Genomic DNA, 17,464 nt, shown 5'->3' with positions numbered 1-17,464 from the left:
AAACGATGGAAATAACGATAAATGGCATGTATCCTGGCTAGGCTTCATCGTATGGCTAACTCCTTCCCGTATATTTAATACAGTGGAAACACGTTAGCATACTCAGCGTTACAGTGGCGGGACCGCGTCAGATTTGCACTGATCTTCCATATTAAGCTGTGTATAACACAGCACCATTAATCTCTTTGATATGAAATTATAGTTGTGGCATTCCTTGAAGAATAACCCATTCGTCTACTAAGCGCAAGCGTTATTTACTAGATCTTTGACAACTTCGCTTCAAATAGAAAACTGACAATTTCGAGTAAAAAAGCTTCGCTTAAGTTATTACAACTCATGCGAAGCTTCTTATGTCTATAACGTTAAAACTAATTTCCTTTGATTCTACTAATCCCCAGCTCCACGCGAAGCGCCCATCTGTTTGTGCCTCCGGGCAGAACTTGTTTCACCTTGCCAAGCTCATGCGCGCGGTGAACGCTGTCCATATAGCCGGTTGCCGGCTCCACGGCGAACGTATAATCGCCGAAAGCTCCGTAATGCGCCCAGATCGCCAGGTACGGCACCTCGCCCGGAGCGAACCGGTACATCATACTTTCGCCCGACATGGGATCGGTTAATCGAACATTACCTTCTTGCAGCTTTCCGGTGAAATAATACTTCTCGCCTGCGTTCTTGTCTTTCTCCTCCAAGATAGACAAATCGACCGTTTCGCCATTTCGTCCTTCCGCTAATGGAAATCTATTTAGATCGGAAAGGCGGCCTAGTCTCTCGCCATGCGAATAGGCGATTTCGATCTCATTCAAGGAAGGCGGCACCTCTAACTTCATCCCTGCCCGGATGTTTAACAATGGATGGGCTGCCCACAAATAAGAGAACAAGTGCCGAGTCGGATTTTCCACCTCATATTCTAGCAGCAATTCACTGCCTGAGAGAGAAATCCTTTTTCCGAAGCGATATGGGATTTGCCTGCCTTCGACTTGCAAGAATAGACTCTCGCCCTCTATGGCATAAGTCCACGGCATGCACCAAACCTCGCCATGATCGGGAAACCGCTTATCCTGCCACGGCTCATCCGGACAAGAACAAGCCTCAATCGTCGGAAACATTTCGTCCCAGCCGCCTTGATCTCCGTCATCCCAATTCATTCCATTACGAAGGGCCGTCCAGGGACGCTCCGTTCGGTGAATCCATTCGGTTCCCGTTCGCTTGTTGACAAGCGAGATTATTTTCCCGCCACGCTCGGGAACGAGGCGCACGCAAATAAACGCATTTTCTCCCTGCAGCACCTCATAGCCCTGTTCCTCCGTCTTGCTCCACTTTGTTATGCTCATAAGTCCTCCCTTATCCTTTATGGATAAGAGCTCCCAGGTGACTTGGCTCGGATTGCAGCACTTCATCCAACCGCATGCTTGCTTCCGCAATACGGCCAAGTCCAAGAAGCCCAAGTCCCATCATATAGAGGCAATGAATTCGATTGCGTTTGTTCAGATCGTCCTCGAATACGAGGAAGTCAGGCAGCGAAACCGCGAAGTAATCGATCTTCACTTCATCGAACAGATGCTTCTCGGCATAGTCGATCAGCTTGTTGAATCTGCGCTTCGCTTCCTTCTCGTTGCCAAGTTGCAGCCAAGCCATACCCTGGTAGAAGATCATATCCGGCGGCTGGTCATTGTAATACATGGCGCTTGCGGGTTCTTCCAATCCTTGTGAAGCAATCGCCCAATGGAAGGCCGCTTGTTCGGCGTCTTTAAGCTCATTATACGCACAACCCAGACCATAATAAATGTTGTTTTCCTGCGCGCCGTCAAGCTTGCCCTCGCCCAGATTCTCCGGATATTTGAGTGCTCGGTTAAACAGAGTGATTGCTTCTTGGCCGTTTCCTTGTTGCAGGGCACGCTTGCCAAGCTCCACGAGTGCAAGTACATATTGACCTGTCACCTTGCCTTCGCCGCCTTCCCACGGATGGAATTGACGGGTGAGAATGGCTTCCAGCGCTTCTTCATGCCGCTCGAGAATATTAAGGAGCGATACGAATTCAATGTATAGATCATCCCGTTTGTCTACAAGCTGCTTATGCTGCTCTAAGCGCGACAAGCGTTCCTGTACGGACATGCCGATTTTCTTGTACAGCTGATCCAGTTCATAGAAGACGCGCGCGTCTGTCTCATTGTTGGCAAAAGCCTTCTCCAACGATTGGCGCGCAGCCTCCGGATTGTTCTGCTTATTGAAGTAAGCGAGCGCCAGATTACGGTGGACGGTAGGGAATTGATCCTGCAGTTCCGCTGAAGCCTCCCAATGCCGGATCGCTTCTTCATTCCGTTTCTTATCGTAGAGCAGATTGCCCAGATAATAGTGTGCTTTATCGTCAGACGGGTTGTTATTTATCGCGCTTGTTAGAATTTGAAGCTCAAACAGGCTGTTCGGGAAGCAGTAATCCGGTGGCGCGGCTTGACCCGCTTGACGCTCAGCGTTAGCCTCTTCGCTTCTGCCTTCCTGCTCGTAGACATAGGCAAGCGCATAATGGACCATCGGGTACACTCGCTGACCGCTCAGCTGCTCCAGCACTTCTCCCGCCTCTTGATAGAGACCGGCTCCAGCGTAATCGGCTGCCAGATTCATATAATTATGAACATCGCCACGCAGCAAACCGAGCACTTTACTCAGCGCCTCGGCATATTCTTGTCCTCTGCCGAGCTCTCTTAAGATCAGACCGCGCTCATAAGCCGCTCCGAAGTCGGCAACGTCAAGCTTGAGAGTCTCTTCTGCAAAAGCTAGCGCATCCGCCAATCGCCCGGTCTTGCGCAGCAGCGCCGTCTTCAGATGTCTGGCTTTGTAGTTGCGGCTGTTGCGGATCAATGAACGCTCCGCAAGCTCTAATGCTTCAAGCTTATCCGGCGCAATTTGAGCTAGGGAGAAATAGCCGCTATCCTGCCATTGCGCCGACCATACCGACTTGTAAAACGCAGCGAATGCTTCCTTGTTCTTCTCCTGAAGTTTAAGCGCCACGCCAAGTTGGTAATAGGCCTCGCTGTCATAAGGATTCGGATTGCGCCAGGTAAGCGATGCAATCGCCGTGCGGAAATGAACTTCCGCTGCCTGGAATTGTCCTCTGCGCAGCAACAACGTTCCATAAGCGACATTAATCCGAATGTCCGCGTTATCCCGTTTGAGCCCTTCGAGGTAATACGCTTCCGGTTCAAATGTAGCATGCCGGTATTGCTCCAGATGAAGGCCGGCCAAATAAAGCTGCTCGTTTGTCTTCAACTCCTCCGGCAGAGGAAGTGGTTTCGCCGCATCCGGAACCTGCTCAATCGACGGCTCAGCCGGTCTGTAGGAAATAAGGCAACGGCCAGCCGAATCGTAGACGGTAACTTTCAGGTTATGCGGCTGATCGTCCTCATCAAGAGTAAGGATCGTCTTGTACGTCGATTCAGGAGAGAGTTGAACCGTCTCCTTCATATAAGTACGTTTTTTCCCCTTCAGCTCAATTACCGCTTCTTCAAAGACGGAAGTGGCGTAAGCCATGACAACCGCTGTGCGAGCCGATTCATCAACCTCGAGATTTACGGCTGCGTCTATGGATGCGTTTTTCACGACGCCGATGTTTTTATATGGCATAAAATATTGCTTGAACGTCTTCTCCTCATAAGGCTGGAGCCATGTAAAGTCGGGCTGGTTATCCGTAAACACGCCGGTCATCAACTCGATGTACGGACCGTCCTCATCCGTCAGATTGCGGTCCCATGCCTGGCCGAATTCTCCGTTGCCCCATGTCCATTGCTTTTTACCGGGCGATACATGGTGGTTTGCCACATGCAGCAACCCGGCTTGAACGCCATGGTCGTAACCGCCGACAAAGTTGTAATCCGACTTGTATGCCATATACGAGGTTGGTACGGGAATATTCTTGTAACGGGAAATATCGACGCCTTCGGAATAATCCATTTTGTAATAAGTGCCCGTCGCAATCGGGAACCGGGACACGTCGCGCTTGCCGTGATCGAATACGGCCGTTACATCCGGAGGGAATACGGACTGCGTATGATCATTAACCGCAACCGCGGGATTCGCCCACCACAGGAACGTTTGCGGTTCAGGCGTACGGTTGTACAGCTGAGCCGAAATTTCCAGATACGCTTTGCCCGGATACAGGGTAAAGCCCGTTGTCACTTTCGTTCCGTACATCCGGTCGATCTCGCTGACCCATACGGTAGCGCTGCCGTCTTCATTTTGCGTAAACAGATGCTCAACGGGTCCATAGGTATTCGGACGATGATGCTGCGGCCAGTTGAACTCAATACCGCCGGAAATCCAAGGTCCGGCCAAGCCAACCAGCGCGGGCTTAATGACGCGGTTGTAATAAACGAAATCGTAATTGTTTGTTTTATCCAAAGCGCGGTAGATCCGGCCGCCAATCTCCGGCATGACTTCAATTCGAACATATTCATTCTCAAGAATAACCATCCGGTACGGCTTTGCTTGCTTCTCGTCTAGAATTTTATCAATAACAGGATGCGGATATACGCGTCCCGAACTTCCTTGATATACGCGTTTCTCGAGGAACATTGGATTTTTATCCGGTTCACCGGTTTCATAAGTCGGAATTTCTACAGTTTCTTCCCACACGCGAACGGCTGTTTCAGCGGATGATGCGGCTTGCTGTATATTCATTGATTACTCCTCCTTTGACTACTTACCTCCAATTTACAGCCGATTGGCATGAATTCCAATTGACGAAACTCGGCTATTGATGGATGATATTCTTATTGCTTCGAAATGGAATGCAGCTTGCCTTATAAAGGAGAAGTAACGAATGGAAGAGACCCGAAAAAAAGATGGTTTTGAATCCGAGAAGCTGTTTATTCAGCCTGACTATATAGTAGACGAGCTTACCGCCAATGAACTGACCAGCACGCTGTATGTCAGCGATATCGGTTGTTTTCCCAGAGCCCAATATCATTACCGGGAGAGAATGAAAGGCTGCGATTCCCATATTCTTATTTACTGCGCCGAGGGGGAAGGCTGGCTTGAAATCGGAAGCAAGATGACTATTTCGCCGCGGCAGCTTGTTGTCATCCCGGCGGGAACCCCACACCGGTACGGTGCTTCCGAGGACAAGCCATGGACGATTTATTGGATGCACTTGCACGGAAGGCATGTATTGGAGTTTATTCAAACCTATGGCATGGATACCGGTCTGTTCCTTCCTGCCGCTACCCATGCCAAATGGTTGGAGGATTTTCAGCAATGCTTCTCCCTTCTGTCTGACAAGCCCTACTCCATGCCTGCCCAGATTCACGTCTCCCAGACCATCAGACATCTACTGAGCCACGTAGGCTTAAGTACGGGAGGAACGATTCAAGACAAAAAAAGAGAGGATTACATGGAGCTGGCGATGCGGTACATGACCAGCCGTCTGACCGACTCCATCACCCTCCCGCAATTAGCCAAACATACCGGATTATCCAAACAGCATCTTATCTACTTGTTTAATAAAGAAACTGGCTGCCCGCCTATCGAGTTTTTCCTTCGTTTGAAGATGCAGCGCGCCGGAGAGATGTTGGCACTTACTAGCCTAAACATCAAAGAAATCTGTACCGAGTTTGGCATATCCGATCCCTATTACTTCTCTCGGTTATTCAAGAAATACATGGGCGTATCGCCTACTCAATTTCGTAATACCCCGAAGGGGTAGGAAAAAGGAAAAAGGAAAAAGGGTGCTCCGCAGCAAGACGTTTCGTCTGCCGCGGGGCACCCTTCTGTGCGGTATGCGATTGCCAGATAAGAGAATCGGATTATTGTTGCTCCCGAATATGGTACATCAAGCTGTCGAAATCGCCCTTCAGCGGAAGCTCTACGCCGATCCGCATAAGCGCAAGTCCGCTATGCGAACCTTCGATACCGTCAATGATATAGCGCTTGTCCGGATTCAGGCCTTGCAAGAGCAAGCGAGGGAAACGGTCTCCAAGTTTCTGCGAGTGCAAGAATGCAAACAACACGCTCTCTTCTTCTCCGCTATCGCCAACGCCGACGTATTGCACCGCCTCCACGCCTTTGTGCTTCAGCATGCTTAACCGATATTGCCGGCCTTCCTGCACGAGCGGGCGAACCGTCTTATACTGCGCGACCAGATTGGCCGCTTCCTCAAGCTGTTCCTCGCTCCAATGGTTCAGGTTGGCGCCGATGCCAAGCGTACCGGTCATTGCGCTGTGGAATCGATAAGGAATCGAGGTAACGCGTTTGTTCATGCCGCTAACTTCTTCCGTCACCCAGCAAGTCATCAGCTTAGGCGCGTAAACATACGAGAAACCTTCTTGGATGCTTAACCGGTCGAAAGCGTCCGTGTTGTCGCTCGGCCAAGCCTGGTCGGCGTAACGCAGCATGCCGAAGTCGATGCGCGAGCCGCCGCCCGCGCAAGTCTCGAATGCGACATGCGGGAATTTCTCGCGCAGCTCCGACCAGATCTCGTACAAGCTGCGCACATGGCGTACCCACAGCTCCTTCTGCCGGTTCAGCGGATGATTCTGCATGCCCGGCTCGGTTATCGTCCGGTTCATATCCCATTTGACGAACGAAATGTCATGCCGTTCAAGCAGATCCGACATAAAGTTTATAATGTAGCTCTTCACTTCGGGCATGGATATATTAAGGACAAGCTGATTGCGCAGCTCCGTCCTCGAACGGGTCGGGAAATGGTACACCCAATCCGGATGCTGACGGTATAAGTCGCTATCCGGGTTAACGGCTTCCGGCTCGACCCAGATCCCAAACTCCATGCCGTAACTCCGCACCTTGTCGATCAGCTCGCCAAGCCCGTTCGGGAATTTCTCGGGATTGACAGTCCAGTCCCCAAGACCCGCGCGATCATGGTTGCGCTGTCCGAACCAGCCGTCGTCGATGACGAACAGCTCTACCCCAAGCTTGGCCGCACGTTCGGCGAGAGCAGACTGATCCTGAACATTAACGTCGAAGTAGGTCGCTTCCCACGAATTGTATAGCACCTTGCGCAGTTCCCGGCCCGGAGCTACAACTTCGTACTGATACTTGTGCAGCAAACGGCTCATGGAGCCGAAGCCGCCGGAGACGTATCCCCCGGTGAACGTAGGCGTCTCAAAGCTTTCGCCCGGAGCTAGCGTCCATTCGCTGTCAAAGTCGTTAATGCCGCCCGTTACCCGGACAAGGTCAAACGCCGTCTTCTCCGCGACGATTTTCCAGTTGCCGCTCCAGGCAAGAGCTCCGAACCATACCTCACCGGATTCCTCCGCCGCTCTTCCGTTGTCGATTGCAAACCAAGGGTTCGCGTGTCCGTCTGTGAAGCCGCGCCGGGACTCGAGCACCTTCTTGCCTTCCGACAGCACGGTCTCCCTGAGCTGGAATTCGCCGGCCCACTTGCCCGTTACATGCGTCAGGCGGTAGTCCTCAAGCATTGGCATTGTCCAAGCGGCGGATTGAGCGCTCTCCAGCACAACATCGTGGTCCCCGGTATTGGCAATCGTGACATGCCGCTCAATCAGATCGAGCCCCGGCATGATCGCGTAGGTCAGGCGTACTTCGATCGGATACGTCTCGTCTTTCAGCGTAATGGTCAATATCTCTTTCTTGCCTGTCTCCTCTATTCGATAGCCGTCATAGACAAGGCGCAAATCGCGTACGCCATCATGCAAGCGAACCTTAAGCGACGGTTCCATATACGACAGTCCGCCCCAGAAGGCGTATTCTTCCGCTTCACGGTCTAGTGCGGCGTCGAACGAGCTGTGCGAACGGGAGCCCATAAGAGGGGCGCAATCGGCAGCATCGATAGGGGCTCCCCAATACAAATGCTGCAGAATGCCCTTGTCATTGATGCCGAATACGTAAGAACTGTTCTCCGTTGAAAGCGAGAATAGCTTCAAATTAGAATCCATTTGTATAGTCAAGAGAATCACCTCGTGTATTTGTTTGATGCGCTAATCGTACGGAAAATCTAGGCTTGAAGCAATTAACGATATGCGGATAATGATGGACGATATGCGGAATGGACAAATCGGGCAATGCAAGCGGCGGCCGATGCAAGGCATCGACCNNGGGCCCCCCCCCCCGCCCCCCCCCCCCCCCGGCAACGCTCTAGTTCCCGTTGCCGCTCGTATATACCGTAAAGATTAAGTCGCGCTTTCCGTTATTTTCGGTCGTCCACGTCTTGCCGCCGTCCAACGACAGACGTTCATAACCGTCCGCGTAAGAATTGGCATCGTTGTAGGCGAAGCCGTAATTGTTATTCGTCGATTCGGTCATGGCCGATTTCGGCGACCGCAGAATCAAACCGTATTTTTTCGTCGTATCGAGATTGGTCAGCCGCGGATAGATCGAATACGGGCTTACGCTTCCCGGGATGTTATAAGGCGGCAGCGACGCGGTGAAAAGCGTCTCCTTCGGATTGTCCTGTTCATCAAGGACCACGATGTCGAAGAAGTAGGCGTCGGCAGGAACGGTGTTCACGTAGCTCTCATAAATATACAGGTCCAGCTTCGGCAAGCTGCTGTCGTTCAGCTTGAACACCTGCATCCGCTGTACGCCGGCGCGAATGTCCGAATAGCTGTCGTATGGCGAATTGCTGTTGTCCTGGTCGATCACCGGTCCGCCGTTTCCTTCGACGTAATAGGCCTCGATTTCTTCTACGGACGGGATGAAGTAGCTTGTTTTCATGTACAGCCTTATTTTGGACGTCGTCACCGTATCGAAGTTGATGACCTTGTTGTCGCCGACCGTAAACCCCTTCGTCAGATCGGCGTATTTCGTGCCATCCCAATATTGAAGCGCATAGTTGGCAATTTGGAAGTAATCGCCCTTATGTTCCTTGATTACAACGCGGTTGACCTTAGTCTCGCCGCCGAGATCGATTTCCGCCCACTGGTCATTCTGCTGCCCGCTAGCGGCGCTCCATCTGGTGGACAGCAAGCCGTCCGTCAATTTATCCGCCTCGTACCCCGGATCGCTCCAAGTTGACGATACCGTCGCCTTCTTGCCAAGGGCGAGATTAACCGGCCCTTTACCGTTGGCGTTGCCCGGGCCGCCATTCGACACTTTAATAATAGCTGTTCCGCTGCGCGGCAGCGTATAGGTGAACTTCCCGGACGCCTTGCCCAGCGAATTGCCCGAGTATAACTCCTTCATCGTATACTTGGCGTTCGCATTCAAGCCAAGATCGGAGAAGTTAACCGTTATTGGCTGCTCTTCCTTCGTGTTCCAATTCGACAGGCCGACAAATACGTCGCCGTTGCCCGCGGTCAAATAAACAACGGAAGGAGGACGCTCCCCTTTGTGGTACACGTTTGGCAGATCGACCGGCTTTGCGGCTTTTCCACCCTGAACGAGCGCGAGCAGCTCCTTATTCTCGAGGACGGCCATTCGCTCCTCCGTCAGGAACGGGAAATTGTCGCCCGCGAGCCAGTGTCCGCCGCCCATCGCTACGGTCGTTGCCAGCAGCTTGCCTTCGCTTTGGCTGTATTTGTACCAGAAGCCTTGGGCGAAATTTTCCGGCATGATCATGTCCGCGTCATTATACTCGTACAAAGTGCCGTTCGTCCACCAAGACGCGGCCGTATTAAACGCCTGCCGTTCGATGCCGGAATAGCCGTTTACGCCAATCGTCGTGTCGCATGCCGAACGTCTGCCATGGGCGAAAGCGGCCGGAAGCAGCGGCGCAATGGATTCGTTAATATAAATCGGACGGCCGGCGGCAAGTACCGCGTCGCGGATAATGCCCATGCCGATCCGGTAAGCCTGAACGCCGTTTACCGAAGGATCGTACCGTTTCCCGTCATACATGCCCATATCGATAAAATCCAGCTTCAAATAGTCGAAGCCCCAATCGATATACTTCTGGATCGCGTTCTTCAGCGCCACCTTGGCCGCGGGATGCGTAATGTCCATCGCGTAAGTGCCAAGGTAGGTTCGGATGAGATTCCCGTTCTCGTCCCTCAGCACAATATCCCGGTGAGTATATTCCGTGCCCGGGATAGGCAGGTCAAGCCAACCGTCATAAATGGTGAACGGCGTCTGGTAACCGCCGACCTTAAGGCCCTTGCCGTGCACGTAATCCGCGAAAGCCTTCATCCCGTCATCGAACGGCATATCCGAGACCGGCTGGAAGCCGCCGTCCAGGTTGAAATATTCGTACCCAAGCGACTTCAGATGCTCTGCCATGTAGTCGACCTGCGGATACATCGCCTCCGCCGATGCGTAATTGTAGTGGGAATAATAAGTGTTATAGCCCATTGGTACGGAGCCTTTCCATTCCATCCGCGGCTCGCCGATGTTATACACGGAGCCATACTCCTCGAGTCCGGCCTGGTAATCATCGTAGAAACCTAGGAAGAATCGGTCGGACGCGACCGACTTCCCGCTCTGCGTGCCGCCCCAATTGTAGAGGCTGAACGCGGATAGCGGCCCGTTAGCCTGCTTGGCTTCCCCAAGCTTCTGGCTGCTCTTCCAATTTTTCACCGTCGCCGCGCCGGCCACGAACCCTTGCTTCGCCGAATCATCGAACATTGCGGCAACCCAGTAGCTAATGCCGTTGAACGGCTCCCATTTCAGTTGCTCGCCTTCGAAACGGTCCGCGCCGTTCTGGCTTTTGCCGAAGTCATTGACAGGCGCAACGCCGAAGTCAAAGTTATTGGTGTAAGGCGTCGTGAAGATGCGCTTGTCGGAGCCCGGCCCGATATCGAGGTAGGAAGAAGAGACCGGCTCGAGCTTCTCGATTGTTAAAGAGGTCTCGTTCTCAACGCTCATATCGGTCAGAAAGTACGATTTACTCGGATAAAAGTAGAACCGCGCTACGATTGTGGATCCGCTCGCCAAGGCGCTTGTAACCGTCAGCTTCACGCCGTCCGAGCCGTAGCCATCCTTCGCGATGGAATTCCATTTGGCTGTTCGAGCAGCCCGATCGGAGGAACGGAAGTCCTCGTCCCGGCCGGCCAGCTTATAGCCGGAATGAAAGTTTTGCAATACCTGCCGATTGCCCCAGCTTGCGTTCCCGAGGCCGGTCGACAGATCGTAAGTAAAGACATATTGACCATTCGAGGCCGTTACGATTCCGTTCTTCTGTTCGACTTGCATTTTGCGGGACATAGACATTGCGGAACTATCGTAAGGCAGCATAACAACTCCTATCGCAATGATCAATAAAAAGGCAATCGCTTTTCTTAAAGCCATTCTGCTCATCGTTTACCTCCATCAGCTTCCTATTGGGATCAATCCGGACAAAAAAAGGCGGGCACTATCAAGCGCCGCGCCTTCTCGCTTCAAGCTTGTCATCAGAAACGATAATCGGTGCTTCAGTCACCTCATTCAATAATCGTTAATTCCAAAGCTCTTTGCGTTTGTTGTAGTTGTCCGTGTATATTTTCTCAAGCGCCGGAAGGCCAGCCGCATCCAGCTCCTTCATCATTGTGTCATAGAGCTTGACCGCTTCCGCTTCGGAAGACGCCATAATCATTCTCGGGAAATATTTGCCGGTCGTCTCTCCGACCTTTGTCTGCTTGATTGCTTCCGGCGTGCCGCCGCTTGGGCCAAGATTGTCATACATAGCGGTATCGAACGACGAATCCGCCAAGTTCTTGATCGCAAGCGCCGATACCGGATCCGTCTCGTACCTGCCAATCAGGTCGTACGGCGTTCCGTCCGAACCCGGACCGTTCTTGATCGTCCACGTCCATTTGCGGATGCCGGTTTCCTTCGAGTAGGCGCCCCAGTCCTTCTTGAAGCCATCCAGAACTTCCTGTCTCGGCACGTGTTTGCCGTCCTTCATGTCCCAGTGAACGCCTTCCACGCCCCACATCATCAAATATTGGCCTTCCTCGCTCGCGAGGTAATCGAGGAATTTGATCGCGCGAACCGGATCGGCGTTCTTCGTCGTAATGCCGATGCCGTCCCAACCGAGCGAACTTTTTGGCCCATAGGTCGTCTTAGCGGGATCGACGCCCGGCGCGATGACCTTATACGGGTAAAATTGGCTTTCGTCCTTCTTGGACGGATCCGCCGCTTCCTCTTTCAGCACCGTGTTTGGCTTGCCCAGGTTCCAGAAAGCGTCAGTCGAGGCGAAGATCGTTCCCGAAGCGAGCTTCTGCTCGTATTGCTGCGTCTTGATCGTTGCCCATTCCGGATCGATGAGACCTTGCGTATACAACGAATTGATGAATTTGATCATTTCCAAATATTTCGGATCTCTTACATCGCTTTTCAGTTCGCCGTTCGTTTCGTAATAAGGCATAATTCCGAACATACCCTTGAACGTGCCGGATATCGCGCCCATGTTCTCGCCGTTTAGGGTCATGGCGTATGTCTGCTTGCCGTCGATAGACGGGAATTTTTCCTTATAGTTTTTGAGTAGCGCAACAAACTCCTCCGCCGTGAACGGCTCGCCGTTCGATGCTTTGTCGCCCGCTCCGAGCTCCTTCATCACGTCCATGCGCATCATGAAGCCGAATACCGGGTATTGCTCAAGGCCGTACCAGTTGGCCAAATAATAGTTTTTGCCGTCCGCGCTCCGCGTCTTGTTAAGCGTATCGCCATACATTTCCTTAATGTGCGGACCGTATTTGTCTATCAAATCATTCAGCGGAATAAGCGCGCCTGCCGCAATGTATTTGTCGAGATTGTCACCACGCGAGATCGCCATCATATCCGGCAGATCGTTGCTGGCGAGCATCAGGTTCAGCTTCTCCGAAGGATTGCCGGTCGGCTGCTGGATTTCCAGGGTAACGCCGGTCTTCTCCGTAATTTTCTTCGCAACCGGATTATCGAACGAATCGCCAACATTGCCGTCAAAAAAAGTGAATTTGATCGGATCGTTGCTAACTGCCACCTCTTCGCCACTTGTCTCGGCCGGTGCGTTCGATGCATTCCCGCTTGCCGGCGTGTTCGCACCGTTATTGCCGCAGCCCGCTAGAACCGCCGTAAGCAACACAAGCGTTGAAGCAATTTTAAAAATCCCCTTTTCTCTCATGCTTTTCTGTCCTCCTTATTCGATTGCAAACGGGCCGGCTAACCGGCTCCCGCTGTGCTTAGGTTAATTGTAGTCAGCCGATGGGGCTCGATTCCATATCACATTGTTACTAAACATAACGGAAAACGACTATCATGAAAGTCGGAATTTATAAATGCTATTGCGGCGAGAACACAAACGTCTTGGGGATCCTGATCCGCACCGAAGTGCCGATGCCGAGACGGCTATACACCATTACGCCGTATTGCTCGCCGTACGCTAGCTTAATCCGCTTGTCTACGTTATATATCCCATATCCATTCGCTTTGTCGGATGCTTGCCGAAACCGCTCTAGCGAAGCCCGCGTCATTCCCATGCCGTCGTCGATAACGGAGAAGACGACATCTTCCCCTTCGGCATGCAGCTTGACGATAATCGCAATGCCGCAGTCATCGTCCCATATCGCGTGATTGATGCAGTTCTCTATGAAGGGTTGTACGATCAGCTTCAGTGTCGTGTACTTGAGCAGCGTTTCGTCAAGGTCGTAATAAACCCGGAACAGCCCTTGAAATCTTGTCTCCTGGATGGAGATATAATGCTCGGTCAGCTTGATCTCCTGCCCGATCGTAATCGTCTTTTTGCCCTTGTTTAGTGAAATTCGGTAAAACCTAGCCAAAGCGTCTGCCATCAAATGAACCTGCTCGTTATTGCTCTTGATGGCTAGCGCCGAGATGGAAGCAAGCGTGTTATATAGAAAATGCGGCGTGATTTGCGCCTGCAAACTGCTCATCTCCGCCTCGTTCTTCAGCACTTCCTTCCGGGCCACGTCCTGTATGAGCTCCTCGATCTTGGAAGCCATCTTCTTAAGGGCGAACGAAAGCTGGCCGACCTCGTCATGCCCCATCGGAGGAAATCTCAAATCGAAGTTGCCCCGTTCCACCTTGCGGATTTGCTGAAGCAATATTTCGAATCGCTTCGTCATAAGCTGGCTCGTGGCGTAAATAAGAATAATGGCCGCAAACACGCACGCCAGCGATATCGTCAGCATTTTACCCGAAGCCTTCCACGCTTCCTTGAGCAGTTCCTTGTACGGTAAAATGACAATCGTCCGCCAGCCGTTGCTAAGCGGCTTCTCGATGACAAGCGAGCTGTCGCTTTTTCCCGCCAACAGCTCGGCCGTATTCCGGACGGACGCCATCGACTGATCGGATGTGATAATGCGGCCGTCCTGGTCCGCCACGACAACCGTCTTGTTCTTCCCTTCCTTCTCGATGAGCGAATAAATCTCCCTCTCTGAAATATCCATCGTCAAGATCCCGTAAGGATAATTGAGGCTTAAATAATTGAGTGATCGCGCAAGCGTGAAGATCTTGCCCCGCTCATCTCCGTCACCCGGATAGAAGTGGGTGATATAACCTTCCGCGCGCAGCGACTGCTGGGCCATCTTCTCCGGAAGTTCGTCCATATGCTTAATAAACAAGCCGTCCGAATGAAGCGTAAGATTATCGATATAGATTGTGATGGCCTTCAAATTCGGATTCATCGCGAGAATCTTGTACAACGTCTGGTTAATGTAGTCGTATGCGTCCAGCTTGCCAATATCGCCCTTCTCGTAGTGGCTCATCAAATAGTCGCGAAGCTGCGTGTCCAAATAAATAAGGCTGGCGTTCTGCGCGTACATGTCGAGCTTATTCTCGATATTGTTATTGATCTGGTCAATCGAAGCGTCAACGTTCTCGACCGCCTGCCGGATGAGCTGGTCTTTAATCGTTTCGTACGAATAGTAGACCAAAAAAGCGATCGGCAAAATCGCGACAAGCGCGTAGACGATAAACAGCTTGCTGCGGAATCGCCTGTTCGTCATGTTGCGCCGAAAGAGACCGTTTAGACTAAAGATATTTTTTACGGTATTCATTCGGCGTAACTCCTTTCGTTTTATAAAAAAACGAACAAAAATACGAAGTATTATCGTAGCCGACCTTATTTGCCACGTCATGTATTTTGAGCGTGCGGTCCGCGAGCAGCTCCACCGCCTTAGAAAGCCTGACATTCGTCAAATATTCATGGATCGTGCATCCCTGCTTCTCCTTGAACAAAGCCCTTAAATAGTTCGGGGAAATATATACCTTGGCCGCTAGCTGATCGATCGTCAGCGCTTCGGCGTACGCTTTATCGATATGCTCGGCAACTTCCCGCACGAGCAGCAAATGCCGGTCTTGCCCGCGCTCCTCGAAGTAACGGCCGATACGGGCAGCGAGCTCAAGCAGGAACGACATGATGTTCGGAACGGTGTCCAGCTCCAGCATCTCCCTGTTCCATTCGTGCTGCTCGCCGATCTCTATCTTTGCCTGATCCTCCAGCTTCGCGCAGGCGGTTCCGATCACCTTCAGCACGTCCAATGCGACCTCCTGCACCTTCTGACGGCTTGCCCGCATCCGGACAAGCGTCTCGAAATAATGCTCGACGCGACTCAAGAACGCGGGCCGGTCATGGGCATACAATTCCTTCAGCAGTAGTGCATCCTCGGAGGCGAAGACGGTGTCGGTTCCCTCGCGCGCTTGACCGGAATGAATCATATGGCCATAACCGATATAAAAGCTTTCCTCCGCTGCCCGCCTTGCTTCCCCCAACATCTCGCGCGCCCGATTCAGCGCGGCTGCCGTATCCGCGATGCCAATTATCACGCTCCGGTCATGGGCAAGCTTGATCGCTGATATTAGCTCGTGCCAATTACATTCGTAATCGGCGCCTGCCTCGAACGGTACCGCAAGCAGCCATTCCCGTTCATTCAGCTTGATGACGAAACCTTCGATCGCATTCGCGCTTAACAGCGAGCGTAACGTTGGCTGAATATCGGCTGCGCAGCTGCGATCTCCACGAATTAAAGCGGTTACATATTTCTTGAGCTCAAATCGCGGATCGATCCGGATTAAGTCCAACCATGATTGCTCTCTGCCTTCGCCGCCCGAGCGGTACAACTCCTCGACCCGCTTCTCGATCAGGACATGCCTCGAGATGCGAAGCAGGTTCTCTTTCTCGACCTCGTCTCTCACCTTCGCCATAACGTCGGATAGCTCCGCGCGGTTAATCGGCTTCAGCAAATAACCGATGGCCCCTGTCTGAAGAGCGGATTTCACGTAGCCAAACTCATCATGCCCGCTAAGAAACACGATCTTCATCCATTCAAAATTCGCCTGCACAAGCGAAGCGAGCTGCAAGCCGTCCATGATCGGCATGCGAACGTCGGTTAAGACGATATCCGGCTTCAGCAGTTGGATCTGCTCCCACGCTTTTCGGCCGTTTTTGGCCGTGCCGGCTACCTGAATGCCCATGCCGGCCCAATCGATATGGTCCCTCAACAGGGATAACTCGATCATTTCGTCCTCTACCAAAAAAATAGTCAACATGCCGCGTCACTCCTCTGATCATGAAAGTCGTTTTCCCGTATGTTTCTTCACATTGTTTTATTGCCCGGCAGAAACGGCGGATCTTATAATTTTTTACAATACCAAGGAACGAGGTGCTGGCATGGCAACGGCCGTCAATTCATTAAATAAACAAGAATTACGCAAGAAAAAAGGGTTAAAGCTACGGTTCATCGAGCAGCGTTATCTTCTCCTGCTGCTAGTGCCCGCGATCGTCTGGGCCATCTTCTTCGCCTACTTGCCGATGGCGGGACTTTATATGGCGTTCGTCAATTACCAGCCATCGCTCGGCAACTTCTGGAGCAGCATGTTCCGAAGCGAATTCATCGGGCTGGATTGGTTCAACTACTTTTTCAGTAACGGCGATTTCCTGATCATTATGCGGAACACGCTGGCATCAACGATGCTGACGCTCGTCATTTCCTTTCCTGCGCCAATCCTCATCGCGATCGCATTGAACGAGATCAAAGGGGCGATGTTCAAAAAAACGGTTCAAACCGTCTCCTACTTGCCCCATTTCATTTCATGGGTTATTGCAGCGAACATCATCGTCACCGTGTTGTCCTCGGACGGCATCGTCAACAAGCTGCTGCAATGGCTGCATTTGACGGACGAGAGCATCCTGTTCCTGCAGGAGGGCCGCTATTTCTGGTGGATTGTAGCCATCGGCAACACGTGGAAGGAAATGGGTTATAGCGCGATCATGTATCTCGCGGCGATTTCCTCCATCAATCCGGAACTTTACGAAGCGGCGAAGGTCGACGGCGCCGGACGTTTCAAGCAGATTGTGTACGTGACGCTTCCCCATTTGAAACCAACGATCGTCATCCTGCTCATCTTCTCGCTCGGCGGGGTGCTTAACGCGGGCTTCGACCAGCATTACCTGCTTGGCAACGGGCTTAATCAAGGGTATTCCGACGTGTTGTCAACCTACTCCTTCCGATACGGGCTGCAGAACTCCATGTTCTCGTACGCCTCTGCCGTTGGGTTGTTTAATTCCGTCGTTGCATTCATCCTGGTCGTCATCGTCAATTACTCATCCAAAAAACTAAACAACCAGTCGTTATTCTAACAGAAG

Annotated in this window: 9 protein-coding genes and 1 riboswitch; of the genes, 2 read left to right on the top strand and 7 right to left on the bottom strand. The window is 52.0% G+C overall.

What is annotated here, in order from left to right; all coding sequences use genetic code 11:
• Positions 1–6 precede the first annotated feature (6 nt).
• A riboswitch (cobalamin riboswitch) is annotated at positions 7–193 on the bottom strand.
• Positions 194–368: 175 nt separating this feature from the next.
• Positions 369–1,331 (bottom strand): DUF5107 domain-containing protein, encoded by a 963-nt coding sequence (locus QQK89_RS03440; RefSeq protein WP_284237036.1) that lies wholly within the window; start codon positions 1,329–1,331, stop codon positions 369–371.
• A 10-nt stretch (positions 1,332–1,341) separates the two neighbouring features.
• Positions 1,342–4,671 carry a DUF5107 domain-containing protein gene (locus QQK89_RS03435; protein WP_284237035.1) on the bottom strand — a complete coding sequence of 1,110 codons (3,330 nt, stop codon included), beginning with the start codon at positions 4,669–4,671 and terminating at the stop codon, positions 1,342–1,344.
• A 142-nt stretch (positions 4,672–4,813) separates the two neighbouring features.
• Here QQK89_RS03435 and QQK89_RS03430 point away from each other — a divergent pair, with 142 nt between their 5' ends.
• Positions 4,814–5,695 (top strand): AraC family transcriptional regulator, encoded by an 882-nt coding sequence (locus tag QQK89_RS03430; RefSeq protein WP_284237034.1) that lies wholly within the window; start codon positions 4,814–4,816, stop codon positions 5,693–5,695.
• A 100-nt stretch (positions 5,696–5,795) separates the two neighbouring features.
• Here QQK89_RS03430 and QQK89_RS03425 read toward each other — a convergent pair whose 3' ends face one another.
• From QQK89_RS03425 to QQK89_RS03405, 5 genes are all read right to left on the bottom strand, one after another.
• On the bottom strand, positions 5,796–7,916 hold the full coding sequence (locus QQK89_RS03425) for an alpha-galactosidase (RefSeq protein WP_434481619.1): 2,121 nt from the start codon (positions 7,914–7,916) through the stop codon (positions 5,796–5,798).
• Positions 7,917–8,103: 187 nt separating this feature from the next.
• Positions 8,104–11,199, bottom strand: a complete 3,096-nt coding sequence (locus QQK89_RS03420) for a discoidin domain-containing protein (protein WP_284237033.1) — start codon at positions 11,197–11,199, stop codon at positions 8,104–8,106.
• A 136-nt stretch (positions 11,200–11,335) separates the two neighbouring features.
• Positions 11,336–12,982 carry an ABC transporter substrate-binding protein gene (locus QQK89_RS03415; protein WP_284237032.1) on the bottom strand — a complete coding sequence of 549 codons (1,647 nt, stop codon included), beginning with the start codon at positions 12,980–12,982 and terminating at the stop codon, positions 11,336–11,338.
• A gap of 157 nt (positions 12,983–13,139) precedes the next feature.
• The gene (locus QQK89_RS03410) at positions 13,140–14,876 is read right to left on the bottom strand and encodes a sensor histidine kinase (protein ID WP_284237031.1); all 1,737 of its coding nucleotides are present in this window, start codon (positions 14,874–14,876) and stop codon (positions 13,140–13,142) included.
• Positions 14,851–16,368 (bottom strand): response regulator, encoded by a 1,518-nt coding sequence (locus QQK89_RS03405; protein WP_284237030.1) that lies wholly within the window; start codon positions 16,366–16,368, stop codon positions 14,851–14,853. Before QQK89_RS03405 ends, QQK89_RS03410 begins: the two co-directional genes overlap by 26 nt.
• Before the next feature lie 121 nt (positions 16,369–16,489).
• Here QQK89_RS03405 and QQK89_RS03400 point away from each other — a divergent pair, with 121 nt between their 5' ends.
• Positions 16,490–17,458 carry an ABC transporter permease gene (locus tag QQK89_RS03400; RefSeq protein ID WP_284237029.1) on the top strand — a complete coding sequence of 323 codons (969 nt, stop codon included), beginning with the start codon at positions 16,490–16,492 and terminating at the stop codon, positions 17,456–17,458.
• Positions 17,459–17,464: the final 6 nt, after the last annotated feature.

This window comes from Paenibacillus glycanilyticus (assembly GCF_030161375.1).
Taxonomy (GTDB): domain Bacteria; phylum Bacillota; class Bacilli; order Paenibacillales; family Paenibacillaceae; genus Pristimantibacillus; species Pristimantibacillus glycanilyticus_B.
The sequence above is the reverse complement of the archived record's forward strand: the minus strand, read 5'-3'. Positions and strand labels throughout refer to the sequence as shown.

What these genes read in the sequence shown, in the direction of transcription:
- QQK89_RS03420 (WP_284237033.1), bottom strand. Translation starts at nt 11,199, where the DNA reads ATGAGCAGAATGGCTTTAAGAAAAGCGATTGCCTTTTTATTGATCATT.
- QQK89_RS03415 (WP_284237032.1), bottom strand. Translation starts at nt 12,982, where the DNA reads ATGAGAGAAAAGGGGATTTTTAAAATTGCTTCAACGCTTGTGTTGCTT.
- QQK89_RS03405 (WP_284237030.1), bottom strand. Translation starts at nt 16,368, where the DNA reads ATGTTGACTATTTTTTTGGTAGAGGACGAAATGATCGAGTTATCCCTG.
- QQK89_RS03440 (WP_284237036.1), bottom strand. Translation starts at nt 1,331, where the DNA reads ATGAGCATAACAAAGTGGAGCAAGACGGAGGAACAGGGCTATGAGGTG.
- QQK89_RS03410 (WP_284237031.1), bottom strand. Translation starts at nt 14,876, where the DNA reads ATGAATACCGTAAAAAATATCTTTAGTCTAAACGGTCTCTTTCGGCGC.
- QQK89_RS03430 (WP_284237034.1), top strand. Translation starts at nt 4,814, where the DNA reads ATGGAAGAGACCCGAAAAAAAGATGGTTTTGAATCCGAGAAGCTGTTT.
- QQK89_RS03400 (WP_284237029.1), top strand. Translation starts at nt 16,490, where the DNA reads ATGGCAACGGCCGTCAATTCATTAAATAAACAAGAATTACGCAAGAAA.
- QQK89_RS03435 (WP_284237035.1), bottom strand. Translation starts at nt 4,671, where the DNA reads ATGAATATACAGCAAGCCGCATCATCCGCTGAAACAGCCGTTCGCGTG.